This window comes from Rathayibacter sp. AY1C7, from assembly GCF_002931865.1.
In the GTDB taxonomy this organism is placed as follows: domain Bacteria; phylum Actinomycetota; class Actinomycetes; order Actinomycetales; family Microbacteriaceae; genus Rathayibacter.
In genome coordinates this window covers 105,621-129,537 of sequence record NZ_PSWB01000003.1, presented here as the reverse complement: position 1 = coordinate 129,537, position 23,917 = coordinate 105,621, and the positions used below count along the sequence as shown (strand labels likewise).

Below are 23,917 nucleotides of genomic sequence, written 5' to 3'. Positions count from 1 at the left end.
GGCGACTCAGCCGACCTCGCGGCTGAAGCCCAGGAGGGCCTCGGCGATGCGGGCGTCCGCCTCCTCGTGGCTGATGGTCGCCTCGCCGTCGCCCGCCTGCGGCCCGTACCAGCCGAAGTCGGCGTGGTTGGCGCCGTCGATCTCGACGAGGTCGGCGGAGGAGGGCAGCCGGACGCTCGCGTCGGCGACCTTCTGCGGCGTGCTGAGCCCGTCCTCCGATCCGCTGACGCTGAGGACGGGGAGCTCGGAGCCCGAGAGGTCGTTCGCGCAGTAGCTGCCGAGCAGCACCAGGCCCGCCACCGCCGGGTCCTCGGCCCACTGGCAGGCCTTCACGCCGCCGAGGGAGTGGCCGCCGACGAGCCAGCGGTCGACGCCCTCGGCCTGGCTGGTGAAGGTCTCGAGGGAGCGGAGGTCGAAGAAGGCCAGGTGCAGGATCGGCCGCGTGATCACGACGGTCGCCCCGGCGTCGACCAGCGGAGCCAGGGTCGCCTCGTAGGAGGAGGCGTCGACCTTCGCTCCGGGGATGAAGACCAGGCCCGTGCCGGCCAGCTCGCCGGTCGAGGTCGGCGTCATCACGAGCGCGTCGTCCGTGCGCTCGACCGCGATCGCCGGATCGGCGCGCACACGGGCGAGGGCGTCCTCGTCGGGGCCGCTGACGATCGAGCTCCAGGTGAGGAAGCCGAGGACCGCGACTCCGAGGACTCCGCCGACGCTCGCGACAACGACGCGGCGGCGCCTCATCGGGCTGCCGCGATCGCGTCGGCCGCCTGCACCAGGGCGAGGTGGGAGAGGGCCTGGGGAGTGTTCCCCGCGTGCCGGCGGCCCTCGACGTCGTACTCCTCCGAGAGGAGGCCCACGTCGTTGCAGAGCCCGACGAGCCGGTCCATCAGGGTCCGCGCGTCGTCGATCCGGCCGGAGTCGGCGTACTGCCGGACGAGCCAGAAGGAGCAGGCGAGGAACGGGTGCTCGCCGCCGGCGAGGCCGTCGACCGAGGACTCGGTCCGATAGCGGTGCAGCAGGCCGTCCTGCAGGAGCACGCGCTCCAGCTCGGCGACGGTGCCCAGCATCCGCGGGTCGTCGGCGGGGACGAAGCCGACCATCGGCAGCACGAGGAGCGACGCGTCGACCTCGGGCGAGCCGTAGGACTGCACGAAGTGGCCGCGCTCGGCGTCGAAGCCCTGGGCCTCGATCTCGGCGCGCACCTCGTCGCGGAGGCGCTCCCAGGTCTCGACCGGACCGGGCAGGCCGTTCTCGCGCACGGCGCGGACGCCCCGATCGAGCGCGGCCCAGATCATGACCCGCGAGTGCGTGAAGTGGCGCGGCTCGCCCCGGATCTCCCAGATGCCGTTGTCCGGCCGCTGCCAGTTGGTCTCGACGAAGCCCAGGAGCGCGCGCTGGAGCGGCCAGGAGAACTCCGTCTCGTCCACTCCGGCCACGCGGGCCTCGTGCAGAGCGACCATCACCTCGCCGATCACGTCCGCCTGGTACTGGTCGACGGCGGCGTTCCCGATCCGCACGGGGGAGGCGCCGTCGTAGCCGGGCAGGCTCGGCATCTCCCGCTCGGGCAGGTCGCGCTCGCCGGCGAGGCCGTACATGATCTGCACGTCCTCCGGCGCGCCCGCGACCGCGCGGAGCAGCCAGGCCCGCCACTTCTGCGCCTCCTGCTCGAACCCGTGCGCGAGCAGGGCCTGCAGGGTGAGCGAGGCGTCGCGGAGCCAGACGTAGCGGTAGTCCCAGTTGCGGGCGCCGCCGAACTGCTCCGGGAGCGAGGTGGTCGCCGCCGCGACGATGCCGCCGGTCTCGTCGTCGGTGAGGGCGCGGAGGGTCAGCAGCGAGCGGACGACGGCGTCGCGGTGCGGGCCGTCGTAGTCGATCGCCGACGCCCACTCGGACCACCAGGAGAGCGTGCGCTCCAGCGCGCGGTCGACGTCGAGGCGCTTCGGCGCCCGCTGGTGCGAGGGGAACCACGCCATCGAGAGGTCGACGACCGCGTCCGCGTCGACGTCGAACTCCGCCGCGTGGGCGTGGTCGACGGCCTTCAACCGCACTCCCCGCACCACGACCGCGTCGGGCCCGGCGACGGCGACGAGCAGCGGATCCTCGTCCGTCCCCTCCTGCCGCACCCACGGCATGGTGCGGGCGTAGTCGAAGCGGATGCGCAGCTCCTGCCGCATCCGGACGGTCCCCGACACTCCGCGCACCCGGCGCACCAGCTCGGCGCGCTCGTCGCGCAGCGGCATCACGTCGACCACCTCGACGATGCCGGTGGGCGTTGTCCACCGGGTGACCAGCGCGAGCGTGTCGCCGAGGTAGTGGCGCTCGCTCGTCGCCTCCCCGTCCACCGGCCGGAGCGACCAGCGCCCCTGGTCGTCGCCGCCGAGGAGGGCGCCGAAGACGGAGGCGGAGTCGAAGCGCGGCAGGCACAGCCAGTCGATCCCTCCGTCGCGGGAGACGAGAGCGGCCGTGCGGCAGTCGGAGAGGACGGCGTAGTCCTCGATCGGGGAGACCATGCGGCGATCCTCTCAGGTGCGGCTGTGGCCTCCCAGTCAAGGCGGAGCGGGGCTCTTCAGCGCCGCCGTAGGGTGAGCCGCATGGCACAGACCGTCTCGACCCTGCTCATCCTCGGAGCGACGGGGGACCTGTCCTCGCGGCTCCTCCTCCCCGCCGTCGGCCAGCTGCTGACCCGCGAGACCGACCGGCGGGTCCACCTCGTCGGCGCGGGACGCGAGGACTGGACCCAGGAGCACTGGCACGAGGTGCTGACCGCCTCCTTCGCCACCGTCGAGGCGCAGGGCGAGGGCGTGGACGCGCTCACCTCCGGCACGCGCTACCAGCAGGTCGACGTCACCGATCCGGAGGCGCTCGCCGCACTGCTCGCGAGCTGCGACGGTCCGGTGGCGGTCTACTTCGCCCTCCCGCCGGCGATCGCGGCGAAGGCCTGCGAGGCGCTCGCCGCCCACGACCTGCCGGAGGGCACCGTGCTGGCGCTGGAGAAGCCGTTCGGGACCGACGAGGCGAGCGCGCACGCCCTCAACCAGCGCCTCGCCGCGCTGGTCCCCGAGGACCGCATCCACCGCGTCGACCACTTCCTCGGCCGCGCGACCGTGATGAACGTGCTCGGCCTGCGCTTCGCGAACCGGATCCTCGAGCCGCTGTGGTCGGCCGAGCACATCGAGAGCGTCGAGATCGTCTACGACGAGCAGCTGGCCCTCGAGGGGCGGGCGAGCTACTACGACGGCGCGGGCGCGCTGACCGACATGATCCAGAGCCACCTGCTGCAGGTCCTCGCTGTGATCGCGATGGAGCCGCCGTCCTCGCTCGACGCGGCCGACCTCCGGGACGCGAAGTCGATCGTCCTGCGCGCCACCCGCCTGCACGGCGACGACCCCTCCGCGAGCTCGCGCCGCGCCCGCTACACGGCGGGGACGATCGACGGACGCCAGCTGCCCGCCTACGCGGACGAGAGGGGCGTGGACCCCGACCGCCGGACCGAGACGCTGGCCGAGCTGGTCGTCGAGATCGACACCTGGCGCTGGGCAGGCGTGCCGTTCACCCTCCGCTCCGGCAAGGCGCTCGGGGAGCGGCGGCGCGAAGTGGTCATCCGCTTCAAGCCGGTGCCGCACCTGCCCCGCGGCTTCGTGGGCACCGAGGCGCCGTCCGTGCTGCGGCTGTTCCTCGCGCCCGACCAGATGTCGCTCGAGCTGAACATCAACGGGCCTGGCGACCCGTACACCCTCGAGCGCGCCTCGCTGGAGGCGACCTTCGGCGCGGGCGAGCTGCTGGCGTACGGCGAGGTCATCTCGGGGATCCTCGACGACGACCCGTCGCTCTCGGTCCGTGGGGACGCAGCCGAGGAGTGCTGGCGCATCGTGCAGCCCGCGATCGACGCGTGGCACGCGGACCGGGTGCCGCTCGACGAGTACCCGGCGGGCAGCGAGGGCCCCGGGAGCTGGCCGACGCTCTGACGGGCGGCCGGGGGAGGGGGCGGCCGCGGGGGATCTCGGGACGGCGGCTGCGCCGCCTCCTCGATCAGCGGGAAGGGCGACGTCGCTCGTCGGGTCGGCCGGAGGGCGAGCCCGCCGGCCGACCGCTCGGGTCAGGAGCGGGTCGCGACGGGGGTGTCGACGGCGACGTCGGCGGGGGCCGGCTCCGCCCAGACGGCGATCGGCTTCGGCTCCCAGGTGAGGGCGGCCGGCTCCACCGGGGGAGTGGAGGCGCGCATCACGGGGATCGCCTCGGTGACCGGGGACGACGTCCGCTCGGCGCCGGCGCGGAGCTGCTCCTCCTGGATGGCGGCGGAGAGCTCGTGGGCTAGGGAGCGCGCGAGCATCCCGTGGAAGATCGGGTCGCGGTCGTCGTGGCTGCGGCGCGTGACGACCCAGGCGCCCTCGGATCCGACGAAGGCCGCGAGGCGCTCGTGGACGACGGCGAAGAGCTCGTCCTGCGTGAGGACGGGGGCCGCCTCGACGACCTCGGGGGCCGCCTTGCGACGCCTCAGACGAAACCTCATGACGAACCCCGTTTCCCGTGCCGGCAGCGACTGGGAACAGTGTCGCCGCCACCGGGTCGGGAGACCGGCTGACACGCCGCCCCGCGGGGAGGCGGCGCGTCAGGAGGGCCTAGCGGTCGCGCTTCTTGCCGCGCTCCTCCTTGACGATCTCCTTCGAGTCGTAGGACACGGAGCCCAGGGCGACGGTGACCGAGATGGCCCAGCTGACCCACTGGAGGGCCAGGCGCCAGTCGCGCGGGCCCTTGCGCGTGGTCTGCAGGATCGACCAGCCGCCGACGATCGCGCTGATGACGCTGGAGTTGAGGATGAACTTGCGCATTCGTGTGCCTCCCGTGTTCACCCCGACGCTAGCGGGTGCGAAAGCTCTCAGAGGAACGCTTGACAGCACCGAGGGGTTGTCCCGCTACGGTGGACCGCCGCCGGGACCCGAATCCTCGAGCCGGGGCACGCCGAGGAGAACGGGAACGACATGCGCACGGCTGTGATCGGGGCGGTGCTGCTCGTCGTCGGGGCGGTGGCCGTCGTCACGGGGGTCCTCCCGATGGACGCGCTGGGCGAGCTGGTCGAGCGGACGGCGCCGATCCTCGGCTTCGTGGTCGCGGTGACCGTGGTCGCCGAGCTGGCCTCCGAGGCCGGCGTCTTCACCGTGGTCGCCGAGCGCTCCGCCGAGTGGGGCCGCGGGCGGACCGCGGTGCTCTGGCTGCTGGTGGTGGCGATGGCCGTCGTCAGCACGGTGTTCCTCTCGCTCGATACGACCGCCGTGCTCCTGACCCCGGTCGTGGTCCTGCTCGCGGCGCACGTGCGCGTCCCGCCCCTGCCGTTCGCGATGGCCACGGTCTGGCTGGCGAACTGCGCCTCCCTCCTCCTCCCCGTCTCGAACCTCACCAACCTGCTCGCGCAGCGGCGCCTGGGGGTCGAGGGCCCCTTCGCCTTCGCCGCGCTGACCGCGGTGCCCGCGCTCGTCGCGGCCGTCGTGCCCGTGCTGATCCTCGCGATCCGCTACCGGCGCGAGCTGGCCGGGCGCTACACCCCGCGAGAGCGGACGCCGGTGGAGGACCGGGTGCTGCTCATCGGCGCGGGGACCGTCGTGGCGCTGCTCCTGCCGGCGCTCGTCTCGGGCCTCGAGGTATGGATCCCGGCGACGGTCGCCGCGGTCGCGCTGATCGTCCTCTTCGCGGTGCGCCGTCCCGCGGCGCTCACGCCCGCCCTCCTGCCGTGGCAGCTCGTCGTCTTCGCGGCGGGCCTCTTCGTGGCGATGGAGGCGGCGCACCAGCTCGGGCTGGGCGCGGCGCTCGCCGTGGTCGCGGGGGAGGGGAGCGGGACGCTCGACCTGCTGCGCCTCGCCGGCTCCGGCGCGGTCGCCTCCAACCTGGTCGACAACCTGCCCGCCTACCTCGCCCTCGAGCCCGTCGCGGCGGATCCGCTCCGCCTGGTCGCCCTGCTGATCGGCGTGAACGCCGGACCGCTGATCACCCCGTGGGCCTCGCTCGCCACCCTGCTCTGGCACCAGAGGCTGACCGCGCTGGGCGTGCACGTCTCGTGGCGCCAGTACGCGCTCCTCGGACTCGTCGCGGTCGTCCCGACGGTGGGCGGAGCGACGCTCGCCCTCGCCCTCGTGCAGGGCTGACCCCCCGTCCCCCGTGCGGGGCCGGCTGATAGCCTCGACGGGCACGACGACGGCTCGACCGACGAAAAGGGACCACCATTCCTCCGCACTCCGCCTCCGCCTCCTCCGCCGCTGACAGGACCGACGCCGGGACCTCGGGAGGGACCGAGCGCAACGCGTTCGTGGTCGTCTCGAACCGCCTCCCCGTGGACCGCGTCGTGGCCGAGGACGGCACCGCCTCCTGGAAGACCTCACCCGGCGGGCTGGTCACCGCGCTCGAGCCGGTGATGCGCGCGAACGAGGGCGCCTGGGTCGGCTGGCCCGGCGTGGCCGACGAGGAGGTCGCCCCGTTCGTCGACAACGGCGTGCAGATCGTCCCCGTCGCCCTCAGCGCGCAGGAGCTCGAGGACTACTACGAGGGTTTCTCGAACGACACGCTCTGGCCGCTGTACCACGACGTGATCGCGCCCCCGACCTACCACCGCGACTGGTGGGACGCCTACGTGCGGGTCAACCAGCGCTTCGCCGAGGCGGCCGCGGCCGTGACGGAGGAGGACGGCGTGGTCTGGGTGCAGGACTACCAGCTCCAGCTCGTGCCCAAGATGCTGCGGGAGCTCCGGCCCGACGTCACGATCGGCTTCTTCAACCACATCCCGTTCCCGCCCTACGGGATCTTCGCGCAGCTCCCGTGGCGCCGGCAGATCGTCGAGGGCCTGCTCGGCGCCGACGTGATCGGCTTCCAGCGCCAGGGAGACGCGGGCAGCTTCCTCCGCGCGGTCCGGCGCCTGCTCGGCTACGACACCCGCAGCACGGTCGTCGAGGTCCCGGTCGAGGAGGAGGCCGTCGGCGGCACCCGCCGCGTCAACCGCTCGCGGCGCGGGGCGAGCGTGCGCCCGGTCGTCGCCCGGCACTTCCCGATCTCGATCGACTCCGCGTCGTTCGAGGCGATGGCGCGCACCCCCGAGATCCAGGCCCGCGCCGCCGAGATCCGCGCCGAGCTGGGCAACCCCGCGACGATCATGCTCGGTGTCGACCGGCTCGACTACACCAAGGGGATCGGCCACCGCCTGAAGGCCTTCGGCGAGCTCCTGGCGGACGGCCGCCTCACCTCCGAGGACGCGGTGCTGGTGCAGGTCGCGAGCCCGAGCCGCGAGCGCGTGGACACCTACCGTCAGCTGCGCGACGACATCGAGCTGCAGGTCGGCCGGATCAACGGCGACTACAGCACGCTCGGGCACCCGGCGATCAGCTACCTCCACCACGGCTACCCGCGCGAGGAGATGGTGGCGCTCTACCTCGCCGCCGACGTCATGCTCGTGACGGCGCTGCGCGACGGGATGAACCTCGTCGCGAAGGAGTACGTCGCGTCCCGCTTCGACAACGACGGCGTGCTCGTGCTGAGCGAGTTCGCCGGAGCGGCCGACGAGCTCAAGCAGGCCGTGCAGGTGAACCCGCACGACATCTCGGGGCTGAAGGACGCGATGGAGGCCTCGGCGCGGATGCCGCGCGTCGAGCGCACCCGGCGCATGCGCGCGCTCCGTCGCCGCGTGCTCGAGAACGACGTGGCGCGCTGGTCCGAGTCGTTCCTCTCCGCTCTCGCGGAGCACGCGGCCGGCCAGCAGCTCGACGTGCGGCCCGCCGCCCGCGGGCAGGAGGCGCCGCACGGCCAGGAGGCCGAGCACCGCGACGACGCGGCCCACGGACAGGCGGCCGAGCTCGAGCGGGAGGCCGCCGACGACCGCGAGCTCGACGGCGGCGCGCGATGAGCGAAGGAGTGCCCGAGCGGCTCGCGGCGGCGCTGCGGGAGCTCGCCGCGGCCGACCGGCTCCTGGTGGCCCTCGACTTCGACGGCACACTCGCGCCCGAGGTCGACGACCCCGCCCGCGCGCGGGCGCTCCCCGAGGCGCGCGAGGCCGTGCTGCGGCTCCTCGCCCTCCCCGGCACCCGGGTCGCGCTGGTCTCCGGCCGGGCGCTCGGGAGCCTGGAGGAGGTCTCGCAGCTGCCGGACGAGGCGCTGCTGGTCGGCTCCCACGGCATCGAGATCCGCCTCGACCCCGAGGAGGACGCGGTCCGGCTCGACGACGACGAGCTCGAGAAGGTGGGAGTGCTCGAGGACGTCCTGAAGGGCATCGCCCGCGGGATCGACAACGTCTGGATCGAGGACAAGCCGGCCGGCTTCGCCCTGCACACCCGCCTCGCGACCGAGCGCCACAGCCGCGTCGCCCACGTCGTCGCCCTCTCCGAGGCGCGCGCCGAGGTGCAGGGGGTCACCGTCCGCGAGGGCAAGAACGTCCTGGAGTTCTCGGTCCGCTCGACCACCAAGGGCGAGGCCGTGCAGCACCTCCGCCGCTACACCGGCGCGACCGCCGTGCTCTACGCGGGCGACGACGTGACGGACGAGGACGCCTTCGCGGTCCTCGGCTCCGGCGACGTCGGCATCAAGAGCGGCGAGGGCACTACCGCGGCCTCCTACCGGGTCCGCGGTCCCGAGCAGGTCGCGCACGCACTCCGGCTGCTCGCCGACCTGCGCGCGGAGTAGCAGCCCCCTTCCGGCGGTCAGCGCCAGCGGGTCCCGGATCGCCGACTCGCCGAGGACGGCCGTCCGCCGACGCGGGGAGCGGCCGTTCGCGACGAGTCGGAGATCCGCGAGGACGTCCGCATCCGGTGCCGCTGCCGGAGGCCGGGGCAGGAACGGGTGCGCGGGCCGGTCCGGGTCCGCCCGGCGAGCAGGGGCACCGCGCGCGAGGCGGTAGCCTCATCGCATGCCGGAAATCGATTGGAAGCCCCGCTCGCGCACCGTCACGGACGGCATCGAGGCCACGACGTCGCGCGGGATGCTGCGGGCGGTCGGGATGGGCGATGACGACTGGGAGAAGCCCCAGATCGGCATCGCGTCCTCGTGGAACGAGATCACCCCCTGCAACCTCTCGCTCGAGCGCCTCGCGCGCTCCGCGAAGGAGGGCGTGCACTCCGGCGGCGGCTACCCGCTCCAGTTCGGCACCATCTCCGTCTCGGACGGCATCTCGATGGGCCACGAGGGCATGCACTTCTCGCTCGTCTCCCGCGAGGTCATCGCCGACTCCGTCGAGACCGTGATGATGGCCGAGCGCCTGGACGGCACCGTCATGCTGGCCGGCTGCGACAAGTCGCTGCCCGGCATGCTGATGGCCGCGGCCCGCCTCGACCTCGCCGCCGTGTTCGTCTACGCCGGCTCGATCGCCCCGGGCTGGGTCAAGCTCTCGGACGGCACCGAGAAGGACATCACGATCATCGACTCCTTCGAGGCCGTCGGCGGCGTCAAGGCCGGGATCATGTCCGAGGAGGACGCCAAGCGCATCGAGTGCGCCTTCGCCCCGGGCGAGGGATCCTGCGGCGGCATGTACACCGCCAACACCATGGCCAGCGTGGCCGAGGCGCTCGGCATGAGCCTGCCCGGCTCCGCCTCGCCCGCCGCCGCCGACCGCCGCCGCGACTACTTCGCCCGCAAGTCCGGCGAGGCCGTCGTCGAGCTGCTGCGCAACGGCACCACGGCCCGCGACATCCTCACCAAGAAGGCGTTCGAGAACGCGATCGCGGTGGCGATGGCCTTCGGCGGGTCGACCAACGTCATCCTGCACCTGCTCGCGATCGCCAACGAGGCCGAGGTCGACCTCACGATCGACGACTTCAACCGCATCGGCGACACGATCCCGCACATCGGCGACCTCAAGCCCTTCGGTAAGTACGTCATGAACGACGTCGACCGCCACGGCGGCGTCCCGGCCGTGATGAAGGCGCTCCTGGACGCCGGGCTGCTCCACGGCGACTGCCTGACGGTCACCGGGAGGACGGTCGCCGAGAACCTCGCCGCGATGGACATCGCACCGCTGGACGGCGAGGTCATCCGCACCCTCGACAACCCGATCCACGCGACCGGAGGGCTCACCATCCTCAAGGGCTCGCTCGCCCCCGAGGGCGCGGTCGTCAAGACCGCCGGCTTCGACGCCTCCGTCTTCGAGGGTCCGGCCCGCGTGTTCGAGCGCGAGCGCGCCGCGATGGACGCTCTGACCGAGGGCCGGATCGAGAAGGGCGACGTGGTGGTCATCCGCTACGAGGGTCCCAAGGGCGGTCCCGGCATGCGCGAGATGCTCGCCATCACCGCCGCCATCAAGGGGGCCGGGCTCGGAAAAGATGTACTACTGTTGACGGACGGACGATTCTCAGGCGGCACAACCGGCCTGTGCATCGGCCACATAGCTCCCGAATCGGTGGACGCAGGTCCCATCGCATTCGTTCGCGACGGAGACCCGATTCGGGTCGACATCGCCGCTCGCTCGATCGACCTACTCGTCGACGAGTCCGAGCTCGCCGCCCGCCGAGAAGGCTGGGCCCCTCTCCCTCCGCGCTACACCCGCGGTGTCCTCGCCAAGTACGCCAAGCTCGTCCGCTCGGCAGCCGAGGGTGCCGTCACCGGGTGACCCGGCCCGCTCCGGCCGGCCGCGCACTCGCGTTCCCGGGCACTCGCCTCCGGCTCTGCCCGCCGCCGCACCACCTCCTGAAGGAATCGACACCCGCATGACTCCGGATCCGTCCGCCGTGCAGCCCGCACCGACGCCCCAGCCACCCCGACCCGCCCACGCTCCCGGGGCCGCCCCCGCGGCCGAGATCCTCACCGGAGCGCAGGCGGTCGTCCGCTCGCTCGAGATGCTCGGGATCGAGGACGTCTTCGGCCTGCCCGGCGGCGCGATCCTCCCGGTCTACGACCCGCTGATGGACTCCTCGAAGATCCGGCACATCCTGGTCCGCCACGAGCAGGGCGCCGGCCACGCCGCCGAGGGCTACGCCTCGGCGACCGGCAGGCTCGGCGTCTGCATCGCGACCTCGGGCCCCGGAGCGACCAACCTGGTCACCGCGATCGCGGACGCCTACATGGACTCGGTCCCGATGCTCGCGATCACCGGCCAGGTGTTCTCGACGCTCATGGGGACCGACGCGTTCCAGGAGGCGGACATCGTCGGCATCACGATGCCGATCACGAAGCACTCCATCCTCGTGACGCGTCCCGAGGACATCCCCTCGGCCCTCGCCTCCGCCGCGCTGATCGCCACCACCGGCCGCCCCGGCCCCGTGCTGGTCGACATCACGAAGGACGCGCAGCAGGACCAGGCGCCGTTCCTCTGGCCGCCGAAGATCGACCTGCCCGGCTACCGTCCGGTCACGAAGGCCCACGGCAAGCAGATCCAGGCCGCGGCCCAGCTGCTGGTCGAGTCGCGGAAGCCGGTGCTCTACGTGGGCGGCGGCATCATCCGCGCCCGCGCGGCCGCCGAGCTGAAGGCGTTCGCCGAGGCCTGCGGCGCCCCCGTGGTGACCACGCTGATGGCTCGCGGAGCGTTCCCGGACTCGCACGAGCAGCACCTGGGCATGCCCGGGATGCACGGCACCGTCCCGGCGGTGCTCGCGCTGCAGGAGGCGGACCTGATCCTCGCGCTGGGCTCGCGCTTCGACGACCGCGTGACCGGCAAGGCGGCGCTCTTCGCGCCTCACGCCAAGGTCGTGCACGTCGACATCGACCCGGCCGAGATCTCCAAGATCCGCACCGCCGACGTGCCGATCGTGGGCGACCTGAAGGACGTCCTCCCGGACCTCACCGACGCGTTCGCCAAGGCCTCCGCCGACGGCCGCGCCGACACCTCCGAGTGGTGGAGCTACCTCAAGGGCCTGCAGACGGAGTTCCCGCTCGGCTACACCGAGCCGAACGACGGCCTGCTCTCGCCGCAGTACGTCATCAAGCGCATCGGCGAGATCACCGGCCCCGAGGGCGTCTTCGCCTCCGGCGTCGGCCAGCACCAGATGTGGGCGGCGCAGTTCATCAAGTACGAGCGCCCCAACTCGTGGCTGAACTCCGGCGGCGCCGGCACCATGGGCTACTCCGTGCCCGCGGCGATGGGCGCCAAGGTCGGCGAGCCCGAGCGCACCGTGTGGGCGATCGACGGCGACGGCTGCTTCCAGATGACCAATCAGGAGCTCGCCACCTGCACGATCAACGACATCCCGATCAAGGTCGCGGTGATCAACAACTCCTCGCTCGGCATGGTGCGCCAGTGGCAGACACTGTTCTACGAGGGCCGCTACTCCAACACCGACCTCAACACGGGGCACGACACCGTCCGGGTGCCCGACTTCGTGAAGCTCGCCGACGCCTACGGCGCGCTCGGCATCCGCGTCACGAAGCCGGAGGAGATCGACGACGCCATCCGCCTCGCCATCGCCACCAACGACCGGCCCGTGGTGATCGACTTCGTCGTCAGCCGCGACTCCATGGTCTGGCCGATGGTCCCGCAGGGCGTCTCCAACAGCTACGTCCAGTACGCCCGAGACCACAGCCCGACCTGGGAAGACGAGGAGTAGACCCGCATGACGCACCACGTTCTCTCCCTGCTCGTCGAGGACAAGCCGGGACTGCTCACCCGTGTCGCCGGGCTGTTCGCCCGCCGCGGCTTCAACATCGAGTCGCTGGCGGTCGGTCCGACCGAGCTGGCCGGGCTCTCGCGCATCACGGTCGCCGTGGACGTCGAGGACCTGCCGCTCGAGCAGGTCACGAAGCAGCTCAACAAGCTCGTCAACGTGATCAAGATCGTCGAGCTCGACACCGACCAGTCGGTCCAGCGCGAGCACCTGCTCGTCAAGGTCCGCGTCGACAACGTCACGCGCTCGCAGGTGCTCGAGGCCGTCACGCTCTTCCGCGCCCGCGTGGTCGACGTCGCAACGGACGCCCTGGTGATCGAGGTCACCGGCGACACCGGCAAGACCAACGCGTTCCTGCGGGTGATCGAGCCCTACGGCATCAAGGAGATCGCGCAGTCGGGCCTGCTCGCCATCGGGCGCGGCTCCAAGTCGATCACCGAGCGCGTCTTCAAGAACTGACCGCGAACTCTCCACTACAGAAAAGGACTCACCACGTGACCGAGCTCATCTACGACGCCGACGCCGACCTCTCCATCATCCAGTCCAAGAAGGTCGCGATCGTCGGCTACGGCTCGCAGGGCCACGCGCACGCGCAGAACCTCCGCGACTCCGGCGTCCAGGTCGTCATCGCGCTGAAGGAGGGGTCGAAGTCGACCGCCAAGGCCGAGGACGACGGCTTCGAGGTCAAGAGCGTCGCCGACGCCGCGGCCTGGGCCGACCTGATCATGATCCTCGCGCCGGACCAGCACCAGCGCGCGATCTACAGCGAGCAGATCGCCTCCGCGCTGACCGAGGGCAAGACCCTCGCCTTCGCGCACGGCTTCAACATCCGCTTCGGCTACATCGAGGCGCCCGCGGGCGTCGACGTCATCCTCATCGCGCCGAAGGCCCCCGGCCACACCGTGCGCCGCGAGTTCGTCGCCGGCCGCGGCATCCCGGACATCATCGCCGTCGAGAACGACGCGACCGGCACCGCCTGGGAGACCGCGAAGTCCTACGCGAAGGCCATCGGCGGCACCCGCGCCGGCGTCATCAAGACCACCTTCACCGAGGAGACCGAGACCGACCTGTTCGGCGAGCAGGCCGTGCTCTGCGGCGGCACCTCGCAGCTCGTCCAGTACGGCTTCGAGACCCTCGTCGAGGCCGGCTACCAGCCCGAGATCGCCTACTTCGAGGTGCTGCACGAGCTCAAGCTCATCGTCGACCTCATGTGGGAGGGCGGCATCGCCAAGCAGCGCTGGAGCGTCTCCGACACCGCCGAGTACGGCGACTACGTCTCCGGCCCGCGCGTCATCGACCCGCGCGTGAAGGAGAACATGAAGGCCGTCCTCGGCGACATCCAGAGCGGCGCCTTCGCGAAGCGCTTCATCGGCGACCAGGACGCGGGCGGACCCGAGTTCCAGGAGCTGCGCGCCAAGGGCGAGAAGCACCCGATCGAGGAGACCGGCCGCGAGCTGCGCAAGCTCTTCGCCTGGAAGCAGACCGACGAGGACTACACCGACGGCAGCGTCGCGCGCTAGTCGCACCGCGTCGACCGGGGGAGCCCCGGCCCGACGAGGGACCCGTCCACCGGGATCGCCTCGCCGGGCCGGGGCTCCTCCGCGTCCGGGGCGCGACTACCGCTCGAGCTCGCGGACGAGACGGCGGAGACCGCCCTTCGGCGGGACGAGGACGGGGTCCGGCCACCGGGGCGAGAGGTGGTCGCCGAGCGTGACCCGGCGCAGCTTGCGGCCGACGAGGGGGAGGACCCAGTCGGCCGCCCAGCGGCGCTGCTCGCGCAGCCGCGCGCGGAGGCGGAGCGGCTCGGGAGCGTCCCAGGGCCCGGTCGAGATCGTGTGCGGCACGCCGAGCGTGTCGAGCACGCGGCCGGCCAGGACGCGGTGGCCGCGCTTGGAGAGGTGCATCCGGTCGGGCGACCAGAGCACGGGGGAGTGGAACTCCCGCATCGCCCAGTAGTCGACGAGGATCGCGCCCCGCTCGCGGGCGATCCGGCGGACGGCGCTGTTGTAGAGGTGGTTGCGGCGCAGGAACATCCGCGGGGCGGGCAGTCCCGGGATGTCGACGCCGGTGAAGAGCACGAGGGAGGCGCCGGTGGTCGCGAGCGCGTCGACGAGCGCCTCGTAGCGGGTGATCAGATCGACGGTGTCGGTGCCGAGGTCGAGGATGTCGTTGCCGCCGGCGTACAGCGTGATCAGGGTGGGGCGGAGCGCGAGGGCGGGCGCGAGCTGGTCCTCGGTGATCTGGGCGAGGCGCTTCGAGCGGACGGCGAGGTTCGCGTACTCCCAGCCCGGCTCGGCCTTCGCCAGGCGCTCGGCGACGCGGTCGGCCCAGCCGCGCACCCCGTTCGGCAGGCGCGGGTGCGGGTCGCCGACCCCCTCCGTGAAGGAGTCGCCGAGGGCGACGAAGCGGCGGCGGCGGTCGTCCATCCGCTCAGCCTCGCCCCCGGGGGAGGACGCGGGGTGTCCGCCGGGTGTCGGGGAGGCGGCGGCGGGCTCCGAGCCTCCTGCGAGGTGCGCGCGGCTAGGGTGTTGCGGTGATCGATGGTGGACCGGGCCGCTCCCCGGAGGACGACGACGCGGCGACCCCGCCGGTGGACCGCGGGCCGGACGCCGGCCCGGAGGACGACGCCGACGACGAGGCCCTGGAGTGGGCGGGCGAGGGCGCGGACCCGACGCTCGCCGCGGGGACGGCGCGCGTGCGCCGGACGCCCCGCGCGGTCGCGGGGGCGGGCCCGGCGGACGACGGCTCGGACGACGACGACTCCGAGGACGAGGACCCCGACGACGAGGCCGCGTCCTCGTCCGCTCTGCTGATCGCCGCGGGCATCGCGGCCGGCCTCTACCTCCTGTACGCCATCGCCTGGGCGATCACGGCGACGCGGCAGTCGCCGGTCGCCGCGGCCGGCTTCGCGGGCGATGCGCTCGGCGGCGCCCTCTACTCGCTCGGGCTCTGGCTGGCGGTCCTGGCGCCGCCGGTGTGGTTCGCCGTGGCGCTCCTCGCCACCCGCGACGCCCGGGTGCGCATCCGCGTGCTCTGGCTGGTCGCCGGACTCGTCCTCCTCGCTCCGCTGCCGTTCCTGAAGGGGGCCTGATGACCGACTCGACCCGGGCCACCCTCGGCGGGACCGGCCGGCGCGACCGGCCCGGCCGGCGCCTGGCCGCCTCCGTCCTCGTCGCCGTGGTGTTCGCGCTCTTCTTCGCCTGGGACGTCTGGGAGGCGGTCGGCAACCTGATCGGCCTGCGCAGCTACGCGGCCTCCCTCGGCACCGACCTGGATCCGACGGGCTGGGCGGTGCTCCTGCTCGGCCTGGTGCTGCCGGTCGCCTGCTTCGTCGCCGCCGTCCTGCTCGGGCGCCGCCGGGGACTCCCGGCGCGCGTCGGACTGCTCGCGGCGGCCCTCTGCCTCTCGGCGGCGCTCTCGCTCGACGTGCAGCTCGTCCTCGGCGTCGAGAGCCTGGTCTCGCTGAGCTGACCGGCGGCGTCACACGGCGCGGGGCGCGCGCACCCCTCCGCTACAGTGACGGGGGGCTGCCGACGCCCCCGCCTCGGTGCCCGCTCCGTCCCCTCTCCGAAGGAAGCGCCTCTCGTGACAAAGCCGGTCGTCCTGATCGCCGAAGAACTCTCGCCCGCCACCGTGGACGCGCTCGGTCCCGACTTCGAGATCCGCTCCGTGGACGGCACCGACCGCCCGGCGCTGCTCGAGGCCCTCGCCACGGCGCACGCGATCCTGGTGCGCTCCGCGACGCAGGTCGACGCGGAGGCGATCGCCGCGGCCCCCTCGCTCCAGGTGATCGCCCGCGCCGGTGTGGGCCTGGACAACGTCGACATCACCGCCGCGACCGCCGCGGGCGTCATGGTCGTGAACGCGCCGACCTCGAACATCATCTCGGCCGCCGAGCTCACCGTCGGCCACATCCTGAGCCTCGCCCGCCACATCCCCGCCGCCCACAGCGCGCTCGCGCAGGGCCTCTGGAAGCGCTCGAAGTACACGGGCGTCGAGCTCTACGAGAAGACCGTCGGCATCATTGGCCTCGGCCGCATCGGCGCGCTGATCACCGCGCGCCTGCAGGCCTTCGGCGTGAACGTCGTCGCCTACGACCCCTACGTGACCGGCGCCCGCGCCCAGCAGCTCGGCGTCACGCTCCTCTCCCTGGAGGAGCTGCTGGCCGAGAGCGACTTCATCACGATCCACATGCCGAGGACCCCCGAGACGACGGGCATGATCTCGGACGATCAGCTGGCGCTGATGAAGCCGTCGGCGTTCATCGTGAACGTGGCCCGCGGCGGCCTCATCGACGAGGACGCGCTGCACCGCGCGCTCGTCGCGAAGACCATCGCCGGCGCCGGACTCGACGTGTTCGTCAAGGAGCCGCCGACCGGATCACCGCTGCTCGCCCTCGAGAACGTGGTCGTCACTCCGCACCTCGGGGCCTCGACCGACGAGGCGCAGGAGAAGGCCGGCGTCTCGGTCGCCCGCTCGGTGCGCCTCGCGCTCTCGGGCGAGCTCGTGCCGGACGCCGTGAACGTCGCCGGCGGCGTGATCGACGAGTACGTGCGCCCCGGCATCCCGCTGGTCGAGAAGCTCGGCCAGGTCTTCTCGGGCCTCGCGGACTCGCCGGTCACCTCCATCGACGTCGAGGTGCGCGGCGAGCTGGCCGGCTACGACGTGAAGGTCCTCAAGCTGGCGGCTCTCAAGGGCGTGTTCACCAACGTGGTCTCGGAGACGGTGTCCTACGTCAACGCGCCGGTGCTCGCGGAGCAGCGCGGTATCGAGGTGCGCCTGATCACCGAGCCGGTCTCGGACGAGTACCGCAACGTGATCACGCTGCGCGGCGCGCTCTCGGACGGCTCGCAGATCTCGGTCTCGGGCACGCTGACCGGCACCAAGCAGGTCGAGAAGATCGTCGCGATCAACGGCTACGACGTCGAGGTCCCCCTCGCGAAGCACCTCGTCGTCATGAGCTACGTCGACCGCCCCGGGATCGTCGCGGTCTACGGCCGCGAGTTCGGCGACGCCGCGGTCAACATCGCGGGCATGCAGATCGCGCGCACCGAGGCGGGCGGCAAGGCGCTCTCGGTGATCACCATCGACTCCCCCGCCCCCGACGGCCTGCTCGAGAAGGTCCGCGTCGCGATCGACGCCGACCTCATGCAGGAGATCGACATCACCGAGCAGTGAGCACGCGGCGGTTCGCTCAGGTCGACGTCTTCGGCGCCGCGCCGTTCCGGGGCAACCCGGTGGCGGTCGTCGTCGACGGCGACGGCGTGGGCGACGCCGCGATGGCGGAGTTCGCGCGCTGGACGAACCTGTCCGAGACGACCTTCCTCCTCCGCCCGAGCGACCCCGCGGCCGACTACCGGCTGCGGATCTTCACGCCGGGCGGGGAGCTGCCCTTCGCCGGGCACCCGACCCTCGGGAGCGCGCACGCCTGGCTCGCGGCCGGAGGGACGGCCCGCGCGGCGGGGGAGCTCGTGCAGGAGTGCGCCGCGGGTCTCGTCCGACTGCGGGTGACGGAGGAGGGCATCGCCTTCGCCGCCCCGCCCCGCCCCGCCGGCGGACCGGACCGGTCGACGAGGCGACGCTCGAGCGGGTGGCCGCGGCTCTGCGGATCCCGCGCGCGGAGATCCTCGACCACGAGTGGGTCGACAACGGTCCCGGCTGGCTGGCCGTGCGGCTCGCGTCGGCGGAGCAGGTCCTCGCGCTGCGGCCGGACCAGGCTCTCCTCGCCGGGCTGCCCGTCGGCGTCGTGGGCGAGCATCCGGCGGGAGGCGAGTGCGCGGTCGAGGTGCGGGCGTTCATCCCCGACGCCGGTGTGTCCGAGGACCCGGTGACGGGGAGCCTCAACGCGGGGATCGCCCAGTGGCTGATCGGCAGCGGCGTGCTGCCCGAGCGCTACACGGCCGCCCAGGGGGCGGCGCTGGGCCGAGCCGGGCGCGTGCGCGTCGAGAGCACGGACGGCGCGATCTGGATCGGCGGCGCGACGGTGACCCTGATCGACGGGGTCGTCGAGCTGTAGCGGGTCCGCCGGGGGCGGCGCCGCTCAGCTCCCGAGGAGTCGCTGGACGACCGCGAGGACGTCCTCGGCCTCGCCGCGCGACGGCGAGCCCGTGGGGAGCAGGGCGGAGTTGTAGTAGAGCCCGTCGCTCATCAGGACGATCGCCCGGGCGACGAGCGGGTCGCCCACGGCGTCGGCGACCACCTCGTTCCAGCTGTCGTGGATCCGCGCGAGGCCCCCGCTGGCGCGCTCGTCGTGCCCCTGCGCGATGCGCGACACGGCGAGGATCGTGCGGTCGAAGGCCGAGTCGGCGGCGAAGGAGGTGCGCAGCAGGTAGGCGACCACGCCCTCGGGAGCGGCGAGGCTCTGCGCGACGTCCGCCTCCCGCCGCGCGTCGAGGCGCTGCAGGAGCCCGTCGACGAGGGCGTCCTTCGAGGGGAAGTGGTAGAGCAGCCCGCCCTTGGAGACTCCGGCCTCGCGGGCGACGGCGTCGAGGGTCGCGGCGCGCTCGCCCTGCTCGATGAGGAGCTGCTCGAACGCGTCGAGGACGCGGTCGCGGGCGGGGGCAGGAGGCACGGCGACCATCCTACGGCGGATCAGTGGCGACTGTACCGGCTGGACGGTATACTCTCTCCGTTCTCCTCTGAAAGGTCGTCCCCGTGTCCGCGCGCACCGCTCCCGTCTCCACCCACGACACCGCCGGCGCCGCCGACCGGGTCGGGCGACGCGCCTGGGTGGCGCTCGCGGTGCTGATGCTCCCGGTGCTGCTGGTCTCGGTCGACAACACGGTGCTGAACTTCGCGCTCCCCTCGATCGCCGAGGATCTGGGCCCCTCCGGCACCGAGCTCCTGTGGATCGTCGACGCCTACCCGCTGGTGCTCGCGGGCCTGCTGGTGGCGATGGGCAGCCTCGGCGACCGCGTCGGGCGGCGGCGCCTCCTGCTGGTCGGCGCGGTCGGCTTCGCCGCCGTCTCGGTCGTGGCCGCGTTCGCTCCCACCGCCGCGGCGCTCATCGGCGCCCGCGCGGCACTGGGCTTCTTCGGCGCGATGCTGATGCCCTCGACGCTCTCGCTCCTGCGCAGCGTCTTCCGGGACCGCGACCAGCGCCGCCTCGCGATCGCGATCTGGGCGACCGGCTTCGCCGTGGGCTCGGGCATCGGCCCGCTGGTCGGCGGCGTGCTGCTCGAGCACTTCCCCTGGGGGTCGGTGTTCCTGCTCGCGGTGCCCGTGCTGCTCCCGCTGGTCGTCCTGGTGCCGATCCTGGTGCCGGAGTCGCGCGACCCGCAGCCCGGCCCGGTCGACGTGGTCAGCATCCTGCTGTCGCTGGCGACCATGGCGCCGGTCGTCTACGCGGTGAAGTCCTTCGCCGAGCACGGGATCGACGCGGTCGGCATCGCGGCGCTCGTCGTGGGCGTCGTCTCGGGAGTTCTGTTCGTCCGCCGCCAGCAGCGCCGGGCCTCGCCGATGCTCGATCTCTCACTCTTCCGCCGCGGCTCGTTCAGTGCGGCGATCGTGGTCAACCTCCTCAGCGTCACCGCGCTGGTCGGCGGGCTCTTCTTCCTCTCGCAGCACCTGCAGCTCGTGGTCGGGCTCTCGCCCCTGGAGGCGGGCCTCGTGCTCGTGCCGGGCCTCGCCGTGATGATCCTGGCCGGGCTCGGCGTGGTGCCGATCGCGCGCCGCGTCGCTCCGCGCCTCGTCGTCCCGGCCGGACTGCTGGTCTCGGCCGTCGGGTACATCCTGCTGGCCCTCGGCAGCGAGGCGCCCGGAGGAGCGTCCGCGCTCGCCGTCGCCGTCGCCTTCGCGTTCCTCGGCCTGGGCATCGGTGCGGCCGAGACGGTGTCGAACGAGCTGATCCTGGCCAACGCGCCCGCCGACAAGGCCGGTGCGGCCTCCGCCGTCTCCGAGACCGCCTACGAGCTCGGCGCGGTCCTCGGCACCGCGACGCTCGGCACGGTCCTCACCGCCGTGTACCGCGGGGGAGTCGTGCTGCCCGAGGGCCTCGACGCCGCGCAGGCGCAGCGGGCCGGGGAGACCCTCGGCGGCGCCGTCTCGGTCGCCGGCGAGCTGCCCGCCGACTCCGCCGCGAGCCTCGTCGCGTCGGCGAGCGCGGCGTTCGACTCGGGCGTCGGCTGGTCGGCCTGGCTCGGTGTCGTCCTCGTGCTGGCCGCCGCCGCGGTCGGCGCCTGGCGCCTCCGCCGGAGCTGACGCTCCTCCTCTCCTCCCGAGGGAGGCCGCCCGGGACGCGCAGCGCCTCCCGGACGGCCCTCGCCAGCCCGACGGGGGCGCGTGCCCCGGACCGCGGCGCGGGCGGGCCGCGAGTACGCTGGGGGGACTCCGACCCCGTACGCCTGAGGACCGCCATGCCCCGCACCGTGAAGCTCGCCGTCATCCCCGGAGACGGGATCGGGCCCGAGGTGACCGCCGAGGCCGTCAAGGTCCTCGACGCCGTCACCGCCGACTCCGACCTGGTGCTCGAGACGACCACCTTCTCGCTCGGCGCCGCCCGCTACCTCGAGACCGGCGACGTCCTCACCGACGAGGACCTCGCGGCGATCGCGGGGCACGACGCGATCCTCCTGGGCGCCGTCGGCGGAGCACCGGGCGACCCGCGCCTCCGGGACGCGAACATCGAGCGCGGGCTGCTCCTGCGGCTGCGCTTCGAGCTCGACCACTACGTCAACCTGCGGCCCACCCGTCTCTACGCGGGCGTCGCCTCGCCGCTCGCGGCTCCCGGCGAGGTCGACTTCGTGGTCGTCCGCGAGGGCACGGAGGGCCCCTACGTCGGCACCGGCGGCTCGATCCGGCAGGGCACCCCGCACGAGGTCGCCAACGAGGTGTCGGTCAACACCGCCTACGGGGTCGAGCGCGTCGTCCGACACGCGTTCGAGCTCGCCCGCACGCGCCGCTCCCGGCTGACGCTCGTCCACAAGACGAACGTCCTCGTCTTCTCCGGCTCGCTCTGGAAGCGGATCGTCGACGAGGTGGGGGCCGCCTTCGAGGACGTGGCCGTCGACTACCTCCACGTGGACGCCGCCACGATCTTCCTCGTGACCGACCCTGCTAGGTTCGACGTCATCGTCACCGACAACCTCTTCGGCGACATCCTGACCGATCTGGCCGGCGCGATCAGCGGCGGCATCGGACTCGCGGCCTCGGGCAACATCAACCCCGACGGCGCGTTCCCCAGCATGTTCGAGCCGGTCCACGGATCCGCGCCCGACATCGCCGGACGGCAGCTCGCCGACCCGACCGCCGCGATCCTCTCGGCCGCGATGCTGCTGGACCACCTCGGCCGGAGCGACGAGGCCGCCCGCGTCACCGCGGCCGTGACCGCCGACATCGAGTCGCGCGACGGCACCCCGCGCTCCACGGCCGCGATCGGCGACTCCGTCGTCGCCCGCCTCCGCTGATCCCCCGCAGAAGGACACCACCACGATGAGCACCGACTCCGCCCCCGCCGACCTCGCCTTCGAGGTGACCGCCGCCCCCGCGCCCCGCTCCGCCGAGGAGCGCGCCCGGATCCTCGCGAACCCCGGCTTCGGCATGCACTTCACCGACCACATGGTCGGCCTCCGCTGGACCCGCACGGACGGCTGGCACAGCGCCCGCGTCGAGCCCTACGGCCCGCTCGCGCTCGACCCCGCCGCCGCCGTCCTGCACTACGCGCAGGAGATCTTCGAGGGGATGAAGGCCTACCGCCACGAGGACGGCTCCGTCTGGACCTTCCGCCCGGAGGCGAACGCGCGCCGCCTGCAGCGCTCGGCCCGCCGCCTCGCGCTGCCGGAGCTCCCGACGGACCTCTTCGTCGAGTCGCTGCGGCAGCTGATCGCGGTCGACGGCGACTGGGTCCCCTCGGAGCCGGAGACCAGCCTCTACCTGCGCCCGTTCATGTTCGCGCAGGAGGCGTTCCTCGGCGTGCGCGCGGCCGAGGACGTCGGCTACTACGTGATCGCCAGCCCCGCCGGCGCCTACTTCTCGGGCGGCGTCGCCCCCGTGTCGATCTGGCTCTCCACCTCCTACGCCCGGGCGGGCAAGGGCGGCACGGGAGCGGCGAAGACGGGTGGCAACTACGCCTCCTCCCTCCTCCCGCAGCAGGAGGCCTACAGCCACGGCTGCGCGCAGGTCCTCTTCCTCGACTCGCAGGAGTCGCAGTGGATCGAGGAGCTCGGCGGCATGAACGTGGTGCTGGTGAAGAAGGACGGCACGCTGGTCACCCCGGAATCGGACTCGATCCTCGAGGGCATCACGCGCGACAGCGTCCTGCAGCTCGCCGAGGACCGCGGCCACCGCGTCGAGCGGCGCCGCGTGAGCATCGACGAGTGGCGCGACGGAGTGGCCTCCGGCGATGTGGTCGAGGTGTTCGCCTGCGGGACCGCCGCCGTGATCACCCCGATCGCCGAGCTCAAGGGCGAGGGCTTCTCCGTCGGCCGCGAGGGCGCGCCCGCCGGGGAGCTCACGATGTCGCTCCGCGAGGAGCTGACCGGCATCCAGTACGGACGCCGCGAGGACACGCACGGATGGATGACGAGGCTGGACGCATGAAGATCGCACGATTCGCCACGCAGCGCGACGGGGACAACGGGGGAGCGATCCACTTCGGGATCGTGGACGAGGACGACCTGGTCGTGCTCGCCGGCGACCCGATGTTCGCCGGGTTCGACACCACGGGGGAGCGCATCCCGATCGCGGAGGCGAAGCTCCTCGCGCCGGTGATCCCGCGCTCCAAGGTCGTCGGCATCGGGAAGAACTACGCCGACCACGCGGCTGAGATGGGCGGTGACGCCCCGGCGGAGCCGCTGGTGTTCCTCAAGCCGAACACGTCGGTCATCGGCCCGGACGAGGCGATCGTCCTCCCCGAGGACAGCCAGCAGGTGGAGTTCGAGGGCGAGCTGGCGATCGTGATCGGCGCCGTGGCCCGCAACGTCCGCGCGGAGGACTACGAGGACGTGGTCTTCGGGTACACCATCGCCAACGACGTCACCGCGCGCGACCTCCAGCGCTCCGACGGCCAGTGGGCGCGGGCGAAGGGCTACGACACCTTCTGCCCGCTCGGCCCGGTCATCGAGACCGAGTTCGTCTGGAACGAGAGCGCGATCGAGACGCGCGTCAACGGGCGCGTGCAGCAGTCGGGCAGCACCGGCGACATGATCCACGGGGTGCCCGAGCTCGTGGCCTACGTCTCGCGCATCTTCACGCTGCTCCCCGGGGACGTGATCCTCACGGGGACGCCCGCCGGCGTCGGGCCGATCGCGAACGGGGACACCGTCGCGGTGGACGTCGAAGGCATCGGCACGCTGTTCAACCCGGTGGTCGTCCGGCGCTGAGCCCGGGCCCTCCTCCGCGGAGGGACGAGCGCCTCCGGC

General features: G+C 72.9%; 22 protein-coding genes and 1 pseudogene. 17 read left to right on the top strand and 6 right to left on the bottom strand.

What is annotated here, in order from left to right; all coding sequences use genetic code 11:
• Positions 1–6: 6 nt before the first annotated feature.
• On the bottom strand, positions 7–741 hold the full coding sequence (locus C5C69_RS02600) for an alpha/beta hydrolase (RefSeq protein WP_104257258.1): 735 nt from the start codon (positions 739–741) through the stop codon (positions 7–9).
• Positions 738–2,510 carry a glycoside hydrolase family 15 protein gene (locus C5C69_RS02595; RefSeq protein WP_104257257.1) on the bottom strand — a complete coding sequence of 591 codons (1,773 nt, stop codon included), beginning with the start codon at positions 2,508–2,510 and terminating at the stop codon, positions 738–740. Before C5C69_RS02595 ends, C5C69_RS02600 begins: the two co-directional genes overlap by 4 nt.
• 81 nt (positions 2,511–2,591) lie before the next feature.
• Here C5C69_RS02595 and C5C69_RS02590 point away from each other — a divergent pair, with 81 nt between their 5' ends.
• Positions 2,592–3,965 carry a glucose-6-phosphate dehydrogenase gene (locus C5C69_RS02590; RefSeq protein WP_181127010.1) on the top strand — a complete coding sequence of 458 codons (1,374 nt, stop codon included), beginning with the start codon at positions 2,592–2,594 and terminating at the stop codon, positions 3,963–3,965.
• Positions 3,966–4,096: 131 nt separating this feature from the next.
• On the opposite strand, the gene C5C69_RS02585 is transcribed toward C5C69_RS02590, so the two are convergent.
• The gene (locus C5C69_RS02585; RefSeq protein WP_104233213.1) at positions 4,097–4,510 is read right to left on the bottom strand and encodes a hypothetical protein; all 414 of its coding nucleotides are present in this window, start codon (positions 4,508–4,510) and stop codon (positions 4,097–4,099) included.
• A gap of 109 nt (positions 4,511–4,619) precedes the next feature.
• The gene (locus C5C69_RS02580) at positions 4,620–4,829 is read right to left on the bottom strand and encodes a hypothetical protein (protein ID WP_104223546.1); all 210 of its coding nucleotides are present in this window, start codon (positions 4,827–4,829) and stop codon (positions 4,620–4,622) included.
• Between the two features lie 150 nt (positions 4,830–4,979).
• Between C5C69_RS02580 and C5C69_RS02575 the strand changes: the two genes are divergently transcribed.
• The 7 genes from C5C69_RS02575 (at position 4,980) to ilvC (ending at position 14,080) form a co-directional block, all read left to right on the top strand.
• A complete protein-coding gene (locus C5C69_RS02575) occupies positions 4,980–6,137 on the top strand; it encodes an SLC13 family permease (RefSeq protein ID WP_104257255.1) in 1,158 nt (385 codons plus the stop codon).
• A 161-nt stretch (positions 6,138–6,298) separates the two neighbouring features.
• Complete coding sequence (locus C5C69_RS02570) at positions 6,299–7,882, top strand: trehalose-6-phosphate synthase (protein WP_104250140.1); 1,584 nt, start codon at positions 6,299–6,301, stop codon at positions 7,880–7,882.
• Positions 7,879–8,655 carry a trehalose-phosphatase gene (otsB, locus tag C5C69_RS02565; RefSeq protein ID WP_104226245.1) on the top strand — a complete coding sequence of 259 codons (777 nt, stop codon included), beginning with the start codon at positions 7,879–7,881 and terminating at the stop codon, positions 8,653–8,655. Before C5C69_RS02570 ends, otsB begins: the two co-directional genes overlap by 4 nt.
• Before the next feature lie 223 nt (positions 8,656–8,878).
• Positions 8,879–10,573: a dihydroxy-acid dehydratase gene (gene ilvD / locus C5C69_RS02560; RefSeq protein WP_104250142.1), complete on the top strand. Its 1,695-nt coding sequence runs from the start codon at positions 8,879–8,881 to the stop codon at positions 10,571–10,573.
• Between the two features lie 97 nt (positions 10,574–10,670).
• Positions 10,671–12,503: an acetolactate synthase large subunit gene (locus C5C69_RS02555; protein WP_104257254.1), complete on the top strand. Its 1,833-nt coding sequence runs from the start codon at positions 10,671–10,673 to the stop codon at positions 12,501–12,503.
• Between the two features lie 6 nt (positions 12,504–12,509).
• The gene (ilvN, locus tag C5C69_RS02550) at positions 12,510–13,019 is read left to right on the top strand and encodes an acetolactate synthase small subunit (RefSeq protein WP_104223540.1); all 510 of its coding nucleotides are present in this window, start codon (positions 12,510–12,512) and stop codon (positions 13,017–13,019) included.
• 35 nt (positions 13,020–13,054) lie between these two features.
• Positions 13,055–14,080, top strand: a complete 1,026-nt coding sequence (gene ilvC, locus C5C69_RS02545; RefSeq protein WP_104223539.1) for a ketol-acid reductoisomerase — start codon at positions 13,055–13,057, stop codon at positions 14,078–14,080.
• A gap of 96 nt (positions 14,081–14,176) precedes the next feature.
• Here ilvC and C5C69_RS02540 read toward each other — a convergent pair whose 3' ends face one another.
• Positions 14,177–14,986, bottom strand: a complete 810-nt coding sequence (locus C5C69_RS02540; RefSeq protein WP_104223538.1) for an SGNH/GDSL hydrolase family protein — start codon at positions 14,984–14,986, stop codon at positions 14,177–14,179.
• Positions 14,987–15,093: 107 nt separating this feature from the next.
• On the opposite strand from C5C69_RS02540, the gene C5C69_RS02535 reads away from it, so the two are divergent.
• The 5 genes and pseudogenes from C5C69_RS02535 to C5C69_RS17365 all read left to right on the top strand — a co-directional run bounded on the left by C5C69_RS02535 (position 15,094) and on the right by C5C69_RS17365 (position 18,576).
• Positions 15,094–15,651 carry a hypothetical protein gene (locus C5C69_RS02535; protein ID WP_104257253.1) on the top strand — a complete coding sequence of 186 codons (558 nt, stop codon included), beginning with the start codon at positions 15,094–15,096 and terminating at the stop codon, positions 15,649–15,651.
• Positions 15,651–16,031 carry a hypothetical protein gene (locus C5C69_RS02530; RefSeq protein WP_104223536.1) on the top strand — a complete coding sequence of 127 codons (381 nt, stop codon included), beginning with the start codon at positions 15,651–15,653 and terminating at the stop codon, positions 16,029–16,031. Before C5C69_RS02535 ends, C5C69_RS02530 begins: the two co-directional genes overlap by 1 nt.
• A gap of 114 nt (positions 16,032–16,145) precedes the next feature.
• Positions 16,146–17,738, top strand: a complete 1,593-nt coding sequence (serA, locus tag C5C69_RS02525; RefSeq protein WP_104233219.1) for a phosphoglycerate dehydrogenase — start codon at positions 16,146–16,148, stop codon at positions 17,736–17,738.
• Positions 17,735–18,019: pseudogene (locus tag C5C69_RS17370) on the top strand (PhzF family phenazine biosynthesis isomerase); the annotation flags it as partial. The gene serA and the pseudogene C5C69_RS17370, both read left to right, overlap by 4 nt.
• A 131-nt stretch (positions 18,020–18,150) precedes the next feature.
• Complete coding sequence (locus C5C69_RS17365) at positions 18,151–18,576, top strand: PhzF family phenazine biosynthesis protein (protein WP_308558026.1); 426 nt, start codon at positions 18,151–18,153, stop codon at positions 18,574–18,576.
• 24 nt (positions 18,577–18,600) lie between these two features.
• Here the strand turns inward: C5C69_RS17365 and C5C69_RS02515 are convergent, their stop codons facing one another.
• Positions 18,601–19,140, bottom strand: coding sequence for a TetR/AcrR family transcriptional regulator (locus tag C5C69_RS02515; RefSeq protein WP_104239274.1), 540 nt, complete (start codon positions 19,138–19,140; stop codon positions 18,601–18,603).
• Positions 19,141–19,214: 74 nt separating this feature from the next.
• Here C5C69_RS02515 and C5C69_RS02510 point away from each other — a divergent pair, with 74 nt between their 5' ends.
• The 4 genes from C5C69_RS02510 (at position 19,215) to C5C69_RS02495 (ending at position 23,878) form a co-directional block, all read left to right on the top strand.
• The gene (locus C5C69_RS02510; RefSeq protein WP_258065159.1) at positions 19,215–20,759 is read left to right on the top strand and encodes an MFS transporter; all 1,545 of its coding nucleotides are present in this window, start codon (positions 19,215–19,217) and stop codon (positions 20,757–20,759) included.
• A gap of 155 nt (positions 20,760–20,914) precedes the next feature.
• Positions 20,915–21,964, top strand: coding sequence for a 3-isopropylmalate dehydrogenase (locus C5C69_RS02505; protein WP_104257252.1), 1,050 nt, complete (start codon positions 20,915–20,917; stop codon positions 21,962–21,964).
• A 25-nt stretch (positions 21,965–21,989) separates the two neighbouring features.
• Positions 21,990–23,096, top strand: coding sequence for a branched-chain amino acid aminotransferase (locus C5C69_RS02500; RefSeq protein WP_104226252.1), 1,107 nt, complete (start codon positions 21,990–21,992; stop codon positions 23,094–23,096).
• Positions 23,093–23,878, top strand: coding sequence for a fumarylacetoacetate hydrolase family protein (locus C5C69_RS02495; RefSeq protein ID WP_104233223.1), 786 nt, complete (start codon positions 23,093–23,095; stop codon positions 23,876–23,878). Before C5C69_RS02500 ends, C5C69_RS02495 begins: the two co-directional genes overlap by 4 nt.
• Positions 23,879–23,917 lie beyond the last annotated feature (39 nt).

Excerpts from the sequence above, each read along its gene's own strand:
- C5C69_RS02600 (WP_104257258.1), bottom strand. The coding sequence starts at position 741 with ATGAGGCGCCGCCGCGTCGTTGTCGCGAGCGTCGGCGGAGTCCTCGGA.
- C5C69_RS02595 (WP_104257257.1), bottom strand. The coding sequence starts at position 2,510 with ATGGTCTCCCCGATCGAGGACTACGCCGTCCTCTCCGACTGCCGCACG.
- C5C69_RS02590 (WP_181127010.1), top strand. The coding sequence starts at position 2,592 with ATGGCACAGACCGTCTCGACCCTGCTCATCCTCGGAGCGACGGGGGAC.
- C5C69_RS02585 (WP_104233213.1), bottom strand. The coding sequence starts at position 4,510 with ATGAGGTTTCGTCTGAGGCGTCGCAAGGCGGCCCCCGAGGTCGTCGAG.
- C5C69_RS02580 (WP_104223546.1), bottom strand. The coding sequence starts at position 4,829 with ATGCGCAAGTTCATCCTCAACTCCAGCGTCATCAGCGCGATCGTCGGC.
- C5C69_RS02575 (WP_104257255.1), top strand. The coding sequence starts at position 4,980 with ATGCGCACGGCTGTGATCGGGGCGGTGCTGCTCGTCGTCGGGGCGGTG.
- otsB (WP_104226245.1), top strand. The coding sequence starts at position 7,879 with ATGAGCGAAGGAGTGCCCGAGCGGCTCGCGGCGGCGCTGCGGGAGCTC.
- ilvD (WP_104250142.1), top strand. The coding sequence starts at position 8,879 with ATGCCGGAAATCGATTGGAAGCCCCGCTCGCGCACCGTCACGGACGGC.
- C5C69_RS02555 (WP_104257254.1), top strand. The coding sequence starts at position 10,671 with ATGACTCCGGATCCGTCCGCCGTGCAGCCCGCACCGACGCCCCAGCCA.
- ilvN (WP_104223540.1), top strand. The coding sequence starts at position 12,510 with ATGACGCACCACGTTCTCTCCCTGCTCGTCGAGGACAAGCCGGGACTG.
- C5C69_RS02540 (WP_104223538.1), bottom strand. The coding sequence starts at position 14,986 with ATGGACGACCGCCGCCGCCGCTTCGTCGCCCTCGGCGACTCCTTCACG.
- C5C69_RS02530 (WP_104223536.1), top strand. The coding sequence starts at position 15,651 with ATGACCGACTCGACCCGGGCCACCCTCGGCGGGACCGGCCGGCGCGAC.
- C5C69_RS02515 (WP_104239274.1), bottom strand. The coding sequence starts at position 19,140 with ATGGTCGCCGTGCCTCCTGCCCCCGCCCGCGACCGCGTCCTCGACGCG.
- C5C69_RS02505 (WP_104257252.1), top strand. The coding sequence starts at position 20,915 with ATGCCCCGCACCGTGAAGCTCGCCGTCATCCCCGGAGACGGGATCGGG.
- C5C69_RS02500 (WP_104226252.1), top strand. The coding sequence starts at position 21,990 with ATGAGCACCGACTCCGCCCCCGCCGACCTCGCCTTCGAGGTGACCGCC.
- C5C69_RS02495 (WP_104233223.1), top strand. The coding sequence starts at position 23,093 with ATGAAGATCGCACGATTCGCCACGCAGCGCGACGGGGACAACGGGGGA.